The 13,992-nt window shown below is 61.7% G+C and carries 14 protein-coding genes and 1 riboswitch; of the genes, 7 read left to right on the forward strand and 7 right to left on the reverse strand.

The features are described from left to right. Window positions 1-94: 94 nt before the first annotated feature. Window positions 95-646, forward strand: coding sequence for a vWA domain-containing protein (locus ASG35_RS27115; protein WP_235527766.1), 552 nt, complete (start codon window positions 95-97; stop codon window positions 644-646). Window positions 647-657: 11 nt separating this feature from the next. Here ASG35_RS27115 and cobJ read toward each other — a convergent pair whose 3' ends face one another. From cobJ to cobG, 4 genes are read right to left on the reverse strand one after another with little or no spacing between them, the layout of a single operon-like run. Further along, window positions 658-2,334: a precorrin-3B C(17)-methyltransferase gene (cobJ, locus tag ASG35_RS27120; protein ID WP_056364987.1), complete on the reverse strand. Its 1,677-nt coding sequence runs from the start codon at window positions 2,332-2,334 to the stop codon at window positions 658-660. Beyond that, window positions 2,322-3,047 carry a precorrin-2 C(20)-methyltransferase gene (locus tag ASG35_RS27125; RefSeq protein ID WP_056364989.1) on the reverse strand — a complete coding sequence of 242 codons (726 nt, stop codon included), beginning with the start codon at window positions 3,045-3,047 and terminating at the stop codon, window positions 2,322-2,324. Before ASG35_RS27125 ends, cobJ begins: the two co-directional genes overlap by 13 nt. Beyond that, window positions 3,048-3,674 carry a precorrin-8X methylmutase gene (locus tag ASG35_RS27130; protein ID WP_056364992.1) on the reverse strand — a complete coding sequence of 209 codons (627 nt, stop codon included), beginning with the start codon at window positions 3,672-3,674 and terminating at the stop codon, window positions 3,048-3,050. Continuing rightward, window positions 3,667-4,971 carry a precorrin-3B synthase gene (cobG, locus tag ASG35_RS27135; RefSeq protein ID WP_235527739.1) on the reverse strand — a complete coding sequence of 435 codons (1,305 nt, stop codon included), beginning with the start codon at window positions 4,969-4,971 and terminating at the stop codon, window positions 3,667-3,669. The genes ASG35_RS27130 and cobG overlap by 8 nt, the downstream gene beginning before the upstream one ends. 105 nt (window positions 4,972-5,076) lie before the next feature. After that, window positions 5,077-5,253, reverse strand: a riboswitch (cobalamin riboswitch). Between the two features lie 115 nt (window positions 5,254-5,368). On the opposite strand from cobG, the gene ASG35_RS27140 reads away from it, so the two are divergent. Genes ASG35_RS27140 through cobM form a run of 4 tightly spaced genes read left to right on the forward strand, consistent with a single transcriptional unit; the run spans window position 5,369 to window position 9,163 of the window. Continuing rightward, window positions 5,369-6,583, forward strand: coding sequence for a bifunctional cobalt-precorrin-7 (C(5))-methyltransferase/cobalt-precorrin-6B (C(15))-methyltransferase (locus tag ASG35_RS27140; protein WP_056364997.1), 1,215 nt, complete (start codon window positions 5,369-5,371; stop codon window positions 6,581-6,583). Between the two features lie 24 nt (window positions 6,584-6,607). Continuing rightward, on the forward strand, window positions 6,608-7,705 hold the full coding sequence (locus tag ASG35_RS27145) for a cobalt-precorrin-5B (C(1))-methyltransferase (protein ID WP_056365001.1): 1,098 nt from the start codon (window positions 6,608-6,610) through the stop codon (window positions 7,703-7,705). Continuing rightward, the gene (locus ASG35_RS27150) at window positions 7,702-8,424 is read left to right on the forward strand and encodes a cobalt-precorrin-6A reductase (RefSeq protein WP_056365006.1); all 723 of its coding nucleotides are present in this window, start codon (window positions 7,702-7,704) and stop codon (window positions 8,422-8,424) included. The genes ASG35_RS27145 and ASG35_RS27150 overlap by 4 nt, the downstream gene beginning before the upstream one ends. Window positions 8,425-8,434: 10 nt before the next feature. Next, the gene (cobM, locus tag ASG35_RS27155; RefSeq protein WP_056365007.1) at window positions 8,435-9,163 is read left to right on the forward strand and encodes a precorrin-4 C(11)-methyltransferase; all 729 of its coding nucleotides are present in this window, start codon (window positions 8,435-8,437) and stop codon (window positions 9,161-9,163) included. A 57-nt stretch (window positions 9,164-9,220) separates the two neighbouring features. Here the strand turns inward: cobM and ASG35_RS27160 are convergent, their stop codons facing one another. Next, window positions 9,221-9,958 (reverse strand): TerC family protein, encoded by a 738-nt coding sequence (locus ASG35_RS27160; protein WP_056365010.1) that lies wholly within the window; start codon window positions 9,956-9,958, stop codon window positions 9,221-9,223. 260 nt (window positions 9,959-10,218) lie between these two features. Between ASG35_RS27160 and ASG35_RS27165 the strand changes: the two genes are divergently transcribed. Beyond that, window positions 10,219-11,328, forward strand: coding sequence for an OpgC domain-containing protein (locus tag ASG35_RS27165; protein WP_056365013.1), 1,110 nt, complete (start codon window positions 10,219-10,221; stop codon window positions 11,326-11,328). 179 nt (window positions 11,329-11,507) lie between these two features. After that, on the forward strand, window positions 11,508-11,681 hold the full coding sequence (locus ASG35_RS31115) for a DUF1328 family protein (protein ID WP_069638391.1): 174 nt from the start codon (window positions 11,508-11,510) through the stop codon (window positions 11,679-11,681). An 81-nt stretch (window positions 11,682-11,762) separates the two neighbouring features. Here ASG35_RS31115 and eutC read toward each other — a convergent pair whose 3' ends face one another. Further along, window positions 11,763-12,569, reverse strand: coding sequence for an ethanolamine ammonia-lyase subunit EutC (gene eutC, locus ASG35_RS27170; protein WP_056366026.1), 807 nt, complete (start codon window positions 12,567-12,569; stop codon window positions 11,763-11,765). After that, window positions 12,569-13,948: an ethanolamine ammonia-lyase subunit EutB gene (locus tag ASG35_RS27175; protein ID WP_056366029.1), complete on the reverse strand. Its 1,380-nt coding sequence runs from the start codon at window positions 13,946-13,948 to the stop codon at window positions 12,569-12,571. Before ASG35_RS27175 ends, eutC begins: the two co-directional genes overlap by 1 nt. Window positions 13,949-13,992: the final 44 nt, after the last annotated feature.

The raw sequence follows: 13,992 nt of genomic DNA on the forward strand, positions 1-13,992 counted from the left end.
CCCTGGCCGCCTTCGATGGCTCGATACTTTCGCCCCAGGCAAGACACGATCACGCGACGGCGCCGCGAGCGCGCGCATCGACTGGATTCAGACGCTGTTGGCCAAGCGCAATCGGCCACTCGACGTGGAGCATTTGCGCTTTCATCGCGAAGAAGGTGCGGCGAGCGCGCTGCATTGTTTCGTGCTCGATTGCTCGGGTTCGATGCTGAACGGGAAGCGCCTTGCATTGGCAAAGGGTCTTGTCGTTGCGTTGTTCGATCGCGCGTATCGGGAACGTGCTGAAGTCGCGCTTGTTTGCTTTGGCGGCGCGACGGCCGAGGTGCGTCGCGAGCCGGGCGCCGCGCACTGGTGGAACGACCGGTGGCTCGCGCCCATTGGCGGCGGAGGCGGTACACCGCTCGCGTTGGGCGTGCGCACGGGCGCGAACTTGTTGCTTCGAACCGCGCGTCACAAGCCTTCGCAACGTCGCATCTTCTGGTTGCTCACCGACGGACGCAGCGCCGAGACGCCAGCGCGTCCGGATTCGGCGGACCAGATTGTCATTGTGGATTTCGAAAGCGAGGCCGTGAGTCTTGGGCGCTGCGCGAAGCTCGCCGAGTCGTGGCATGCAGACTATCGCACCGCCGCAGACATGACCCAGACCTGACCGCTCGCCGTTTATTCGTACCAGCGCGGCGTGTACGCCCAGTCGCCATTGCCGTCGCCACGCGGAAAACTTCGCGTGGTCGATGAACCGATGATCACCATCGTACGCATATCGACCTGATCGGAGCGCAAGTGTTCGAGCGTCGTCGTGGTCAACGTTTCACCCGGCCGGCCGATATTCCTTCCCAGCACGACCGTCGTCGTTCCGCTGCGATACTCGCGCACGAGCTCGAGCGCGCGATCCAGTTGCCACGGCCGCGCGCGCGACACCGGGTTGTAGAACGCCATCACGAGATCGGCTTGCGCGGCGTGTCTCAAACGCGTTTCGATGACAGTCCACGGCTTCAGGTTATCGGAAAGCGACAGCAGGCAGAAGTCGTGTCCGAGCGGCGCACCCGCACGCGCGGCCGTCGCCAGTGCAGCCGATACGCCCGGCACAATGTTCAGGATTACCGAAGACCACGCCTCGTTCGATTGCCCTTCGTGGAGCGCTTCGAGCACGGCGGCGGCCATGGCAAACACGCCAGGATCTCCCGACGATACAACCGCGACCCTACGTCCTGTACTTGCCAGTTCGAACGCATGGCGTGCGCGCTGCATTTCTTCGCGGTTGTCGGTGCAATGGAGCGTTTGATGCGGCTTGAAAGGGCCGGCCATGCGCACGTAGGTTTCGTAGCCGAGGATATCGTCGGCTAGAGACAGCGCGTGTTTCGCGGCCGGCACCATCAGGTCCGCGCTGCCGGGACCGAGACCGATAACGGTCAGCGTGCCGCGCGCTTGTCCGAGCTTTTCCACATCCACGACGCCTGGCGTAACGACGATTGATACATCGTTGTCGTGCGGCGTATGCGTTTCGAACCCTTCTGGCAAGGCGCCAAATCGCAAGGGTACGTCGAGCGTACATGCCGCTTCGGCCAGTTCCGCGGATGTCATCAGCGTCGCGGGCGCGAGTATGGCCGCAACGGACATCGGCGAAATTTTTTCTTCGAGCAATGCATGACGGATGCGCTCGACCAACGATTCATGCGATGGCATCGCGTTCACGCAAACAACCACCGAGCGCGGATGAATCAAAAGCTCGCGCGAATCGTCACTCGTATGCGGCGAAATCCGGATCGCATGGTCTGCATCGTTTGAACGGGGCAATTCGACTTGATCCAGCCACGGCGCATCGCCTTCAACGCGCGTCGTGCCACCCGCCAGCAAGTCGGAAACGAAGCGCTTCCCATGTTCGATATCGGCAAGCACGTATCCCGCCGGCGGATTCAGCAGGCACGTGCCGAAACGCAATTCGCCGCTCGTCGTGATCGCGGGCGCGACCTGCAAGGCGGCCGCAATCTCACGCGCGATGACGTTGGCGCCCGCAATTCCGCCCAGCAACGGCACGACCGCGCTGCCATCTTCGGCGACGGCGAGCACTGGCGGTTCGGTGGTTTTATCGGCGAGAAGGGGAGCCAGGCAGCGGATCACGATTCCCGCTGCGCACAACGCAACAATGGGCGTATTGCTCGCGTAGAGTTCGCGCAGATGCGTGCTCAGTTCCGTGAACGCAACGTCCGTCTGCACGCGGCTCGCAAGACCATGAATCAGCGCGTGCGGATAACGTGTCTGAATGCGCTTCGCGGTCTCCAACGCACCCGTTCCGAGCACCACGATCGCCAGCGGTTTCCCCTCGATCAACCGCGCCATTTTTCCCCCGGCACCACGAGCAACGAAAAGTAGGGCGATGCCATTGGATCAACATCGTCGAGCGGCACGATGCGCTGATTCGCCATGGTCGCGCGTTCGACGTAGAGCGCGCGTTTATCGAGTCCGAGGTCTTTCAATACGCGGCGAACCTTGTCGAAGTTGCGGCCGAGTTTCATGATCACGGCGGCGTCCGTGGCTCCAAGTTTTTCACGGAGGTCCGCTTCCGGCAACACACCCGATAGCACCGACAAACTCTGGTTCCGGTACACGAGCGGCACGCCGAGCACGGCGACGCCGCCGAGCATCGAACATACGCCGGGTACGACTTCGGCCTCGAAGCGTTCGGCCAAGCGATCGTGCAGATACATGTACGAACCGTAGAAGAACGGATCGCCTTCGCAAATCACGGCGACGTCGCGGCCCGCTTCCAGATGATCGGCAATGCGGATAGCGGATTCATCGTAGAAATCACCGATGATCGTTTCATAGCAAAGCGGCGGTTCGAGCGCTTCGGTGGTCACCGGATAAACCAGCGGCATGCGCGTTTGCGTGTCCTTCAAATGCTCTTCGATAATCCCGAACGCGTTGCCCTTCTTGCCCTTCGCGACGAAGTAAGCGACCACGGGAGCCGATGTCAGCAAGCGCAGCGCTTTCACCGTGATCAGTTCGGGATCGCCCGGACCAACGCCGAGTCCATAGAGACGTCCGCTCATTTATTCGGTCTCCGAAGCAAGCGCGTTCACTGCGGCCGCTGCCATTGCGCTGCCGCCGCGCCTGCCGCGCAACGCGACGAACGGCACGCCGCGACTGTCGGCCGCGAGCATTGCCTTCGATTCCGCCGCACCGATAAACCCGACCGGAAAGCCGAGGATCAACGCGGGCTTGGGCGCGCCTGCGTCGAGCATATCGAGCAGATGAAAAAGCGCGGTCGGCGCATTGCCGATCACGACCACGCTGCCTTCAAGGTCCGCACGCCACAATTCGAGCGCGGCGGCCGAGCGCGTATTGCCGAGCTCGCGCGCGCGCTCGGGCACGGATGCGTCGTTGAGCGTGCAGATCACGCGGTTGTTCGAAGGCAGGCGCGCTCGCGTGATGCCTTCGGCGACCATGCGGGCATCGCAGAGAATGGGCGCGCCTTGTTTGAGCGCTTCCCGGCCTGCCGTGCCCGCGCCGTTCGAGAACACGAGGTCATCGATCACGTCCGTCATGCCGCACGCGTGGATCACACGCACGGCCAGCTTTTCCAGGTCGGCAGGAATGGCGGCGAGATTCGTTTCGGCGCGGATGGTCGCGAACGACGCACGATAAATCGCCTGGCCGTCGCGGATGTAATCAAGCATCGGTGGTGCTCCGGGCGAGCCAGCGGGCTGCCTCTTCAATGGTTATATAGCAAGCGATGGGTTCGGGCGCGTGCGTGTACAGGTCGTAACGGCCGGGCGCGACGGCAAGCAGGGTGGTATCGACGTGATGAGCCGCCGCGCAGGAACGGGCGCAACCGCTCAGATGGACGGTGCCCGTTTGCGGCATCGAGGACGCGAGTTGATGCGCGTCGGCTTTGGTATCGGAGAAGCTCTTCCCGCAGCCTTGCGAACCCGTGCACGCGATCAGGCGCGCGAAGGGTTCGTTCGGCGTTGTCGCGAGGCCGAGCGCCTTGAGTTTTTCGACGATCGACCCAGCGTCTGCGCGCGGAACGTCGAGCAACATCACGCTTTGCCACGGCGTCATGCGCAAGCGCGGCGCGAGGCTGGCGAGCGCGTGCAGCATGGTTGCATCGAGACGGCCGAGCGGTATCTGCGCGCCGATGCACACCGCGCTTTCCTTCAGTTGCGGATGCACGCCGAAACGCAACCGAGCATCCGATGCTGGCCGGCGCCAATCTTTTGCGTCCTGCTTTAGCGCGAAGCCGAGCTTCTTCTGCACGTGCTCAAGAACCGCATCGGCCGAATGCGTCTGAAGCAGGTCGCGCATTCTGGTCTGCTCCTGGCGCGCGAGATCGATGAACGTATGCAGCAAAGCAATCACCAGCGTGGGCACCTGCGCGGAATCAACTGAAGCCAGCGCAGGCGGATGTTGCGCAAGCGTAGGCGGACAACCGGCGAGCCCAAACGCAAATCGATTCGCCGATACCGCCGAAAACCACACGTCGTGCGGATGATCGAGCATCGCCAGACGCTCGCCGCCGTCCAGCATCATCGCGAATTTAGGCGATAACGCGCGCAGACGCACATCGCGTTGCAACCTGTCGAGCAAGCTGCTTGCAATTGGCGTGACGTCCAGCAGGGCGTATGGATCAAGACCGGCGAGCGGACTGAGCATGAGGTTGCGCACATCGTCGGAAGCGGGCGTTGCCGGCCCGAGCCCGGCTTCGATCAAGCGTGAGATCAACTGATGTTCGGCGCCGGCACGCACGCCGCGAATCTGCAGGTTCGAACGATTCGTTGCATCGATAAAACCCGATCCGCACGCACGCGCCACCTCCGCGACCGCGCGCCCCTGCGCCGCGCTCAGCTCGCCACCGTTGAGGCGAATGCGGCACAGGCCGCCGTCGCGCGCAGGCACGATCCGCATCAGGCCGGGACATGCCGATGGCCTCGATGCCGGTTCCAACCCGCGTTCAGTAAAAAGTGGTGCGTTCAAAGCGTGACCCGTTCGGTCTCGCGCGGCGCCCCGACCTCGCCTTTTAGCAGCACACGAAAAAAGGCGGGATCGTGGCATCGGTACACCCCGCCCGATGTTGGCTTGCACGAAGAATTCCGGTCGGCAGGTCTCTTGGCTGGCAGGTCGCCGCCCGCGCGAGCCTTCCCAGTCGAAACCAGTGGCAGTGGAGCGCGGACTCGCTGCGTACAATTGCGGGGGCAGCCACAGTTTTGCTGTGTTCCCTGTTAGGCCCGTCAGGGCACCGACTAAACGCGATATTATGCCCGTTTTTGCAGCCGATAAAGCCAATCGCCGCAAGGTTTGCCGCATGATCGCGGCAACTGGACGAGCAGCGTAATCTACGTCGTTAACAAATAGATCGAGCGAGGACCGGCGGATGGCAACGTGGTTGACCGTGGTGGGAATCGGAGAGGAGGGCTGGCACGGGCTCGGCCGGAATGCGCGCGACGCGTTGCTCAGAGCCGATACCATTTTCGGTGGTACGCGCCATCTCGACTTTTTGCCGGAACACATTGCCGCTGAACGCCGCGCGTGGCCTACGCCGTTTTCGATTGCGCCAGTGCTTGAATATCGTGGCAAGCAAGTTTGCGTTCTGGCAAGCGGCGACCCGATGATGTTCGGCGTCGGTACGACGTTCGCGCGTGAGTTGGAAGCGGACGAATTCGACGTGCTCCCCGCGCCGTCATCAGTGTCTCTTGCTGCAGCGCGTTTGCGTTGGGCGCTGCAGGATGTAGCCGTCGTATCGCTCGTCGGGCGTCCGGTCGCGGCGCTTGGCATTCACCTTCATCCGGGTATGCGCGTATTTGCTCTCAGCAGCGATGGATCGAGCCCTTTTGACGTTGCGAAGCTGTTGAACGCCCGCGGTTTCGGACCCAGCCGGATGAGCGTGTTCGAACATCTCGGCGGCGAGCGCGAGCGTCGTATCGACGGCATTGCAAACGCGTGGCAACACCAAACCGACATAGCCGCGCTGAACCTTGTCGCGATCGAATGTATCGTGGAACAAAACGCACCCCACGCATTGCGTCTGCCGCTCACGCCTGGTCTTCCCGACGATGCCTACCGTCACGATGGCCAGCTCACCAAACGCGATGTCCGCGCCATCACGCTCGCGCGGCTCGCGCCCGAACCCGGCGAATTGCTGTGGGACGTGGGCGCAGGATGCGGGTCGATCGGCATTGAATGGATGCGCTCGCACGCCAGTTGCCGCGCGATCGCAATCGAAGCGGATAGCGGGCGTCAGCGTTTTATCGAATTCAATCGCGGTGCGCTCGGCGTGCCCGGCCTGCAACTCGTCAAGGGTGAAGCGCCGGCCGCGCTGGCGGAACTCGCATCGCCGGATGCGATTTTTATCGGCGGCGGCGTGACGGCACCCGGCATGCTCGATACGTGTTGGGCTCATCTGGAGAAAGGCGGCAGGATGATCGCCAACGCCGTGACGATCCAAAGCGAAGCGGCGCTCGTGGCATGGCGCGCGGCGAACGGCGGCGAGCTGACGCGCATTGGCGTGGCGCACGCACAACCGCTCGGCGCCTTCGATACATGGCGTCAGTCGCTTCCCATCACGCTGCTGCATGCAGTGAAATCATGACGTGCGCCTCGACCCAAATCCGCCATGCGTGACGAGACGCCCGAACAGCCCGCGCCGTTGCGCACCGGGCTCACCACAGGCACTTGCGCGACGGCGACGTCGCTCGCGGCAGCGCGTCTGCTGCTTGGCGGTATCGTGACGGAACACGCGGATATCACGTTGCCGAAGGGTCAGCAGGTCGTCTTGCCAATCGTGTTCTGCCGTCTGGTCGAAGGCGACGTTTCGAGTGCCGAAGCGGGAACCGTAAAAGATGCCGGCGATGACCCCGACGTCACGCACGGCGCAATCGTATTCGCGCGCGTGCGACTGATCGCCGATCCGGGCGTGCGGTTTCTCGCCGGACCCGGCGTTGGCACGGTAACGCGCGCAGGCCTCGCGCTCGCCATCGGCGAACCCGCGATCAATCCTGTGCCGCGAAAAATGCTGTCCGAACACCTCGCCGCGCTCGCACAGGAACACGCCTACGACGGCGGATTCGAGGTCAGTATCGGCGTGGAGAACGGCGCCGAACTTGCCCTCAAAACCATGAATCCGCGCCTGGGGATAATCGGCGGATTGTCGATACTCGGTACGAGCGGCATCGTCCGGCCGTTTTCTTGCTCGGCATATATTGCATCGATTCATCAAGGTATCGACGTTGCGCGCGCAAACGGTCATGTGCATATTGCGGCGTGCACGGGCAATCAAAGCGAAGACGCCATGCGCGTCCGATACAACCTGCCCGACATCGCCCTCATAGAAATGGGTGACTTCGTGGGCGCGGTGCTCAAGCATTTGCGACGCGCGCCCGTGCAGAAACTGAGCCTGTGCGGCGGCTTCGGCAAGATCAGCAAGCTCGCCGCCGGGCACATGGATTTGCATAGCCGCAACTCGAGCATCGATCTGCCGCAACTCGCCAGCTGGGCCGCGAACGCCGGCGCGAGCGAGCCGCTGACGGCAGCCATGCGCGGCGCGAATACGAGTCAGGAAGCGTTGCTGATCGCGCGCGAACAAGGCGTGCCGCTTGGCGATATCGTCTGCGAACATGCGCGGCAATTTGCGTTGAGTGTCGTGCCTGGAGGTATTGGCGTGGAGTGTTTCGCGATCGACCGGCAAGGGCAGATTGTGGGATCGGCGCAATGACGCGCGTGCTGCTGCTTGGCGGAACCGGCGACGCACTGACGATCGCGCGGCATCTCGGTGCCGAACACGTTTATAGCCTTGCGGGACTGGGGCGCAAACCCGCCGATCTGGCGTGCCGCGTGCGCGTTGGCGGATTCGGCGGAGTGGCGGGACTGAAGGCATTTATCGAAGCCGAGGCAATCAGTTTGATAATCGATGCCACCCATCCTTACGCCGCGCAAATGAGCCGTCATGCGGCCGCTATTTCCGCATTGACGAACGTTCCATGCTGGGCGCTTCGTCGTCTTCCATGGCAAGCGCAAGCCGGCGACGACTGGCGTGAAGCAACAGATTTCGCTTCGATCCTTGAAGCCATCGCACCGTATGAACATCCGCTGTGGACGCTCGGCCGCGAGCCGCTCGATCATCTGGATGAGATTCCGTTACGGCAGCACTGGACCATTCGCTGTCTCGATCCACACGATGGCAACGCGCGCGCCACGATCATCGCGGCACGCGGACCGTTCACACTGGATGGCGAGCGTGCGCTGTTCGACCAGCAACATACCGATGTAGTGATCAGCAAGAATAGCGGTGGCGCCGCGACCGAAGCGAAACTTGCTATAGCGCGCGAGCGCGGCCTGCCTGTCGTGATGCTCGAACGTCCTCCACTTCCCCGAGTCGAACGCGATTTCACCGATACAACATCGCTCCTGAACGCACTCGACGCCTCTCTATAAAACCCCTCAAATGACGGTCTATTTCATTGGCGCCGGTCCCGGCGATCCCGAACTCATCACCGTAAAAGGGCAGCGTCTCGTGCGGTCGTGCCCGGTGATCCTTTACGCGGGATCGCTGGTGCCGGAAGCGGTGCTGAGCGGGCATCGAGCGGAAATCTGCGTGAATACGGCCGATCTTCACCTCGATGAAATCATCGCGTTGCTCGAAAGCGCGCATGCCAAAGGGCGGGACGTGGCGCGCGTTCATTCCGGCGATCCGTCGTTGTATGGCGCGATCGGCGAGCAGATTCGCCGCCTCAACGCGCTCGGTATTCCGTATGAAATCGTGCCGGGCGTGACGGCAGCGGCGGCATCGGCGGCGGCGCTCGGATGCGAGTTCACATTGCCCGGAATCTCGCAGACCGTGATCCTCACGCGCTTCGCCACCAAGACATCGATGCCCGAAGGCGAGCAACTCGCCGATCTCGCACGCCATCGCGCGACCATGGCGATTCATTTGGGCGTGCGTCATATCGAGCGCATCGTCGCCGATCTGATTCCGCATTACGGCGGGGAGTGTCCCGTCGCCGTGATCTTCCGCGCAAGTTGGCCCGACGAAGAGAAAGTGCTGGGAACGCTTAAGGATATCGCCGGGAAAGTGCTTGAAAAAGGTATCGAAAGGACGGCGTTGATCGTGGTTGGATATGTGCTGAGTGCCGAGGGATTCGCGGATTCTTCGCTGTACCGGAAAGAAGCTTGAGACCTTGAAAAAACGCCGTGCGGGTTTGAAGCCGCACGGCGTTTTCACCTCGACGCGTCACGCGCGTTTGTTCTTCGCCCTGCGTGACAGCATGTTCAGCCCTTCGACCAGCGCCGAGAACGCCATCGCCGCGTAGATGTAGCCCTTCGGGACGTGAGACCCAAAACCTTCCGCGACCAACGTCATCCCGATCACCAGCAGGAAGCCGAGCGCCAGCATCACGACCGTCGGATTCCTGTCGATAAACCGCGACAACGGACCTGCCGCGAACAGCATCACGGCCACCGCCGCGATCACGGCCACGAACATGATGGGAATGTGCTCGGTCATGCCGACGGCCGTCACGATGCTATCGATGGAAAAAACCAGATCCAGTACCAGGATTTGCCCGATCGCCGCCAACGGCGTGATGGAAGCGGCTTTGACCGCGCCATCCGACGCGCTGGAATCGTGCGAAACGTGATGATGGATTTCGGTGGTGGCCTTCCACACCAGGAACACGCCGCCGGCGATCAGGATCAAGTCGCGCCACGAAAAATCATGTCCGAACGCCGTGAAAATAGGCGCCGTCAACCTAACGATCAACGCAACCGTGCCGAGCAAGCCGAGCCGCATGATGAGCGCAAGCCCGATTCCCAGACGTTGCGTGCGCGCCCGGTGCGCTTCGGGGAGTTTGTTTGTGAGGATCGAGATGAAGATCAGGTTGTCGATGCCAAGCACGACTTCCATGACAACGAGCGTCGCCAGGGCCGCCCAGGCGGTGGGATCGCTTGCAAGCGCAACGAGGTAATCCATAGATAGGTAGGTAGGTCAGGTTATTGGTCGCGAATTTTCAAGCCATCATACGTGACGTTCGCACACATAATGTAAGCTTAATGAAATATTGAGAGTGTTTCGGGCCGATAAAAGTTCTCCATCATTCTTAGACGGCATGCCCCGCACGCAAAAACCCTCTCACACGATTACGGGTAAACTCTCGGTGCCGTACGCCATTCCTCAGTAGGAATGACGCCTTTCACGTTCGCTGCCCGATTCGGCAGTCTTTCGGGTCACGCATGCAGGGAAAATCGCAACGACTGGTTGAGCTGGACTTTTTTCGCGGCCTCGTCCTGCTCGTGATTCTCGTCGATCATATTGGCGGCAGCATGCTTTCGCGCATGACGCTGCATTCGTTCGCGCTCAACGACGCCGCCGAAGTCTTTGTTTTCCTCGGCGGTTTTGCGACCGCGACTGCGTATATATCGATGTGCGCAAGACGTTCGGAATCCGCCGCGCGCGCCCGGTTTTTCCGCCGCGCCTTCCAGATTTACAGAGCTTTTCTGATCACGGCCGCGCTCATGCTGGCGACGAGCTTCGTGTTGCGGCCGTTCTTTGGCGGCGCGCCGAATCTCGCGACGACCGACCTCGATGCGTTCATTGCCGCGCCGTTTACGGCCATCGCGGATATCTTGCTGTTGCGCCGTCAGCCTTATCTCGCTTCCGTCCTGCCCATGTACGCGTTTTTCGCGCTCGCCGTGCCGCTCATGATGCCGCTCGCGCGCAGCAAGCCGTGGCTTTTGCTTGCCGCGAGCATCGGGCTTTGGGCGCTTGCGCCTCCGGTCGCCGAGTATTTGCCATCGGCGGAAGATTTGTTGTGGGACTTCAATCCGGCTGCGTGGCAACTGCTGTTCGTGATCGGCGTGATCGCCTGTTGCCAGCCGGTTTATCAGCGCGTGAGCGCGCACCGGTTCGGATGGATCGTGAGCGTCGCCGCACTCGTGATCGTTGCAGGCATGGCTTACTACAAGCTGCTCGTGCTCCCGACTCCTTTCGATGGCGATTTCAAGCGCAATCTGGCAGGCGCGCGCATCGTCAATTTTGTGGCTGTTGCGTGGATCGCCGGTGACCTGACGCGTCGCGGCGCGGTCAGGCGAATTGCTCGATTCTTGCCGTGGGTGGGCGCTGTTGGACGTGACGGCCTCGTATGTTTCGTGGCGGGCGCCGTGATTTCGCTGATCGTGGATTCGGTGTTGTTCACGCTGACGGGCGGTTTTATCGACGTGCCGTTTGGTCTTGCCGCAGACGCCATTGCGATCATGCTGCTGCTCGTAGTTCCGCATCGTCAGCGCCTGTTCGATGCAATAGGTTTCGGGTCCATGACATCGGCCGCGAAGGCGAAAGGGTAGCGGGGCGTTCGGTTATCGATGCGCTGCGAGTGGTGTACAGAAAAGCGACTAACGGTCTACGCGCTTTCCATCTTCGATCTAGGTGCGGCACGTTTCAACCCGAAACCCAGCCAGCAAATTTCCCGTAGGCATAAGCCTTGCTAAACCGTTGCGACTTCAATCAAAACAACGGATTTACCATGCTCAAGCTTGCCATTCTCTTTGCCGTGATATCGGTTATCGCCGGATTCTTTGGCTTTGGCCGAGTATCGTCGGGCGCGGCGGGGATTGCGAAAATCTTCTTCTTCATTTTCCTGGTGTTGTTCGTGATCTTCCTGGTCGTGGCTATCTCGGCGGGTTCGCTAGTGCTTTAACCGGCTGACCGGACAGCACGCATTAACACGTTGGGGCGCCTTTCGAGGCGCCCCAACGTCTTTTTCCCTATCGATAAAACATCAGGCCGGCGGCAACGCCGTTCGATCAGGCGCCGCCAAAAGCGCGTCACTGTCGTCCTTGAGCTTGACGCCAGTCAGCTTCAGGCGAACGGCTTCGTTGAGCAAATACTGCAGCTTGAAAGCGGCGGTATCGTATGGAAGACCTTCGGGGCGAACGTTCGAAATGCAGTTGCGCTCGGCGTCGCTTCGGCCGATACGCGGCTCGTACGTGAGATAAACGCCGAGGCTGTCAGGCGAACTCAATCCCGGCCGCTCACCAATCAGAACAACCACAATCCGCGCCCGTAAAAGCTCACCAATCCCGTCGCCGAGCGCAACGCGCGCCTGCCGCGCCACCACGACTGGACCAATGCGCACGCCATCCAGCTTCGGGCGCATGCGTTCCAGCAACGGCACCGCATGGCGCGCGGCGGCGTAGGCCGACAAACCATCGGCGACGACAAAAACCAAGTCGAAATCGGGCTCTGCATATTCGCGCAGACGCGCCGTGCTTTCATCGCTGAGCTTGCGGCCCAGATCCGGCCGGCGCAAATAATGATCGCGATCGGGCGCGGCGCTTTCGGCATCGAGCGTATCGAAACCGGCTGCGCGCAGCGACGCATGCAGCGCGTCCACGTCGAGCGGTTGATGCACGGCGTCGCGGGCCTGTGCGTGCGACAAGTTGAACGCGAGCAAGGGCGCGGTAGGCAGGCTGCTGCCCGCGCGGCCCAATGCAATGCGCGCATTCGTGAAACGGCGCAGCGCGTCCCACGGACTGGCGTTCGCCGGGGACGGCGGGTTGTTGGAGTCCGCGTCGGAATCTGCCATCAGGTCGTGATCCATTCAAGCAAGGGTTGCGGCGCCGAAGGGCTGAGCAAGGCGCCGCGGGCGTCGATGATCTGCATCGATTCCAGCCATGCCTCGAACTCCGGCGCCCGACGCAGGCCGAGCACATTGCGCACGTACAGCGCGTCATGGAACGATGTGCTTTGATAATTGAGCATGACGTCGTCGGCGCCCGGCACGCCCATGATGAAATTGACGTTGGCGACGCCTAGCAGCGTCAGCAACGTGTCCATGTCGTCGGAATCCGCCTCGGCGTGGTTGGTGTAGCAAATGTCGCAACCCATCGGCACGCCGAGCAGCTTGCCGCAAAAATGATCTTCGAGGCCGGCGCGAATGATCTGCCGGCCATCGTAAAGATATTCCGGGCCGATGAAACCCACCACCGTATTCACCAATAGCGGCTTGAATTTGCGCGCGACCGCGTATGCGCGCACTTCGCAGGTTTGCTGGTCGACGCCATGGTGGGCATCGGCGGAAAGCGCGCTGCCCTGGCCGGTTTCGAAGTACATGAGGTTATCGCCAACGGTACCGCGTTTCAGCGATAACCCCGCCTCGTACGCCTCCTGCAGCAACGCGAGCGAAACGCCGAAACTCGCGTTGGCTTTTTCGGTGCCCGCGATCGACTGGAATACGAGATCGACGGGCGCGCCTTTCTTGATGGCGGCAATCGTGTTCGTCACATGCGTGAGCACGCACGACTGCGTCGGCACTTCGTAGCGTTGCCGGAAGTCATCGATCATGACAAGCAGCGTTGTGATTGCGCTGAGCGAATCCGATGCCGGGTTGATGCCGATCACCGCGTCGCCGCAGCCGTACATGAGGCCGTCGAGCATGGAGGCGGCGATGCCCTTGACGTCGTCGGTGGGATGATTCGGCTGCAGGCGCACGGACATGCGACCCGGCAAGCCGATGGTATTGCGAAAGCGCGTCACGACCGGACGTTTTTTAGCCGCGAGAATCAGGTCCTGGTTGCGCATGATTTTCGAAACGGCCGCGACCATTTCCGGCGTCAGGCCGGGCGCAATGCGAACGAGCGCGGCGGTATCGGTGGTATCGGCGAGCAGCCAGTCGCGGAAATCGCCGACCGTGAGATGCGAAATTTCCGCGAAAGCGTGGGCAGAATGTTCATCGATGATCAGCCGCGTGACCTCATCGCTTTCATACGGGATCACGGTTTCGCTGAGAAACGTGCGCAGCGGAACTTGCGCAAGCGCCATCTTGGCGGCGACGCGTTCTTCCTCCGTGGCCGCGGCGACGCCCGCAAGCTGGTCGCCCGAGCGCTGCGGGGTCGCTTTCGCGAGCAGGGTTTTCAGGTCATCGAAACAATACGTCCGATGCCCGATGGTCTCGTTGTAGCTCATCGCGTGATCCTTGTTCCGGCGTTGCCGTTCAATACTGAAGTATG

It is taken from the genome of Burkholderia sp. Leaf177 (genome assembly GCF_001424345.1).
Taxonomy (GTDB): domain Bacteria; phylum Pseudomonadota; class Gammaproteobacteria; order Burkholderiales; family Burkholderiaceae; genus Caballeronia.

What these genes read in the sequence shown, in the direction of transcription:
- cobJ (WP_056364987.1), bottom strand. Translation starts at nt 2,334, where the DNA reads ATGGCGCGGTTGATCGAGGGGAAACCGCTGGCGATCGTGGTGCTCGGA.
- ASG35_RS27125 (WP_056364989.1), bottom strand. Translation starts at nt 3,047, where the DNA reads ATGAGCGGACGTCTCTATGGACTCGGCGTTGGTCCGGGCGATCCCGAA.
- ASG35_RS27130 (WP_056364992.1), bottom strand. Translation starts at nt 3,674, where the DNA reads ATGCTTGATTACATCCGCGACGGCCAGGCGATTTATCGTGCGTCGTTC.
- ASG35_RS27140 (WP_056364997.1), top strand. Translation starts at nt 5,369, where the DNA reads ATGGCAACGTGGTTGACCGTGGTGGGAATCGGAGAGGAGGGCTGGCAC.
- ASG35_RS27145 (WP_056365001.1), top strand. Translation starts at nt 6,608, where the DNA reads ATGCGTGACGAGACGCCCGAACAGCCCGCGCCGTTGCGCACCGGGCTC.
- ASG35_RS27150 (WP_056365006.1), top strand. Translation starts at nt 7,702, where the DNA reads ATGACGCGCGTGCTGCTGCTTGGCGGAACCGGCGACGCACTGACGATC.
- cobM (WP_056365007.1), top strand. Translation starts at nt 8,435, where the DNA reads ATGACGGTCTATTTCATTGGCGCCGGTCCCGGCGATCCCGAACTCATC.
- ASG35_RS27160 (WP_056365010.1), bottom strand. Translation starts at nt 9,958, where the DNA reads ATGGATTACCTCGTTGCGCTTGCAAGCGATCCCACCGCCTGGGCGGCC.
- ASG35_RS27165 (WP_056365013.1), top strand. Translation starts at nt 10,219, where the DNA reads ATGCAGGGAAAATCGCAACGACTGGTTGAGCTGGACTTTTTTCGCGGC.
- ASG35_RS31115 (WP_069638391.1), top strand. Translation starts at nt 11,508, where the DNA reads ATGCTCAAGCTTGCCATTCTCTTTGCCGTGATATCGGTTATCGCCGGA.
- eutC (WP_056366026.1), bottom strand. Translation starts at nt 12,569, where the DNA reads ATGGCAGATTCCGACGCGGACTCCAACAACCCGCCGTCCCCGGCGAAC.
- ASG35_RS27175 (WP_056366029.1), bottom strand. Translation starts at nt 13,948, where the DNA reads ATGAGCTACAACGAGACCATCGGGCATCGGACGTATTGTTTCGATGAC.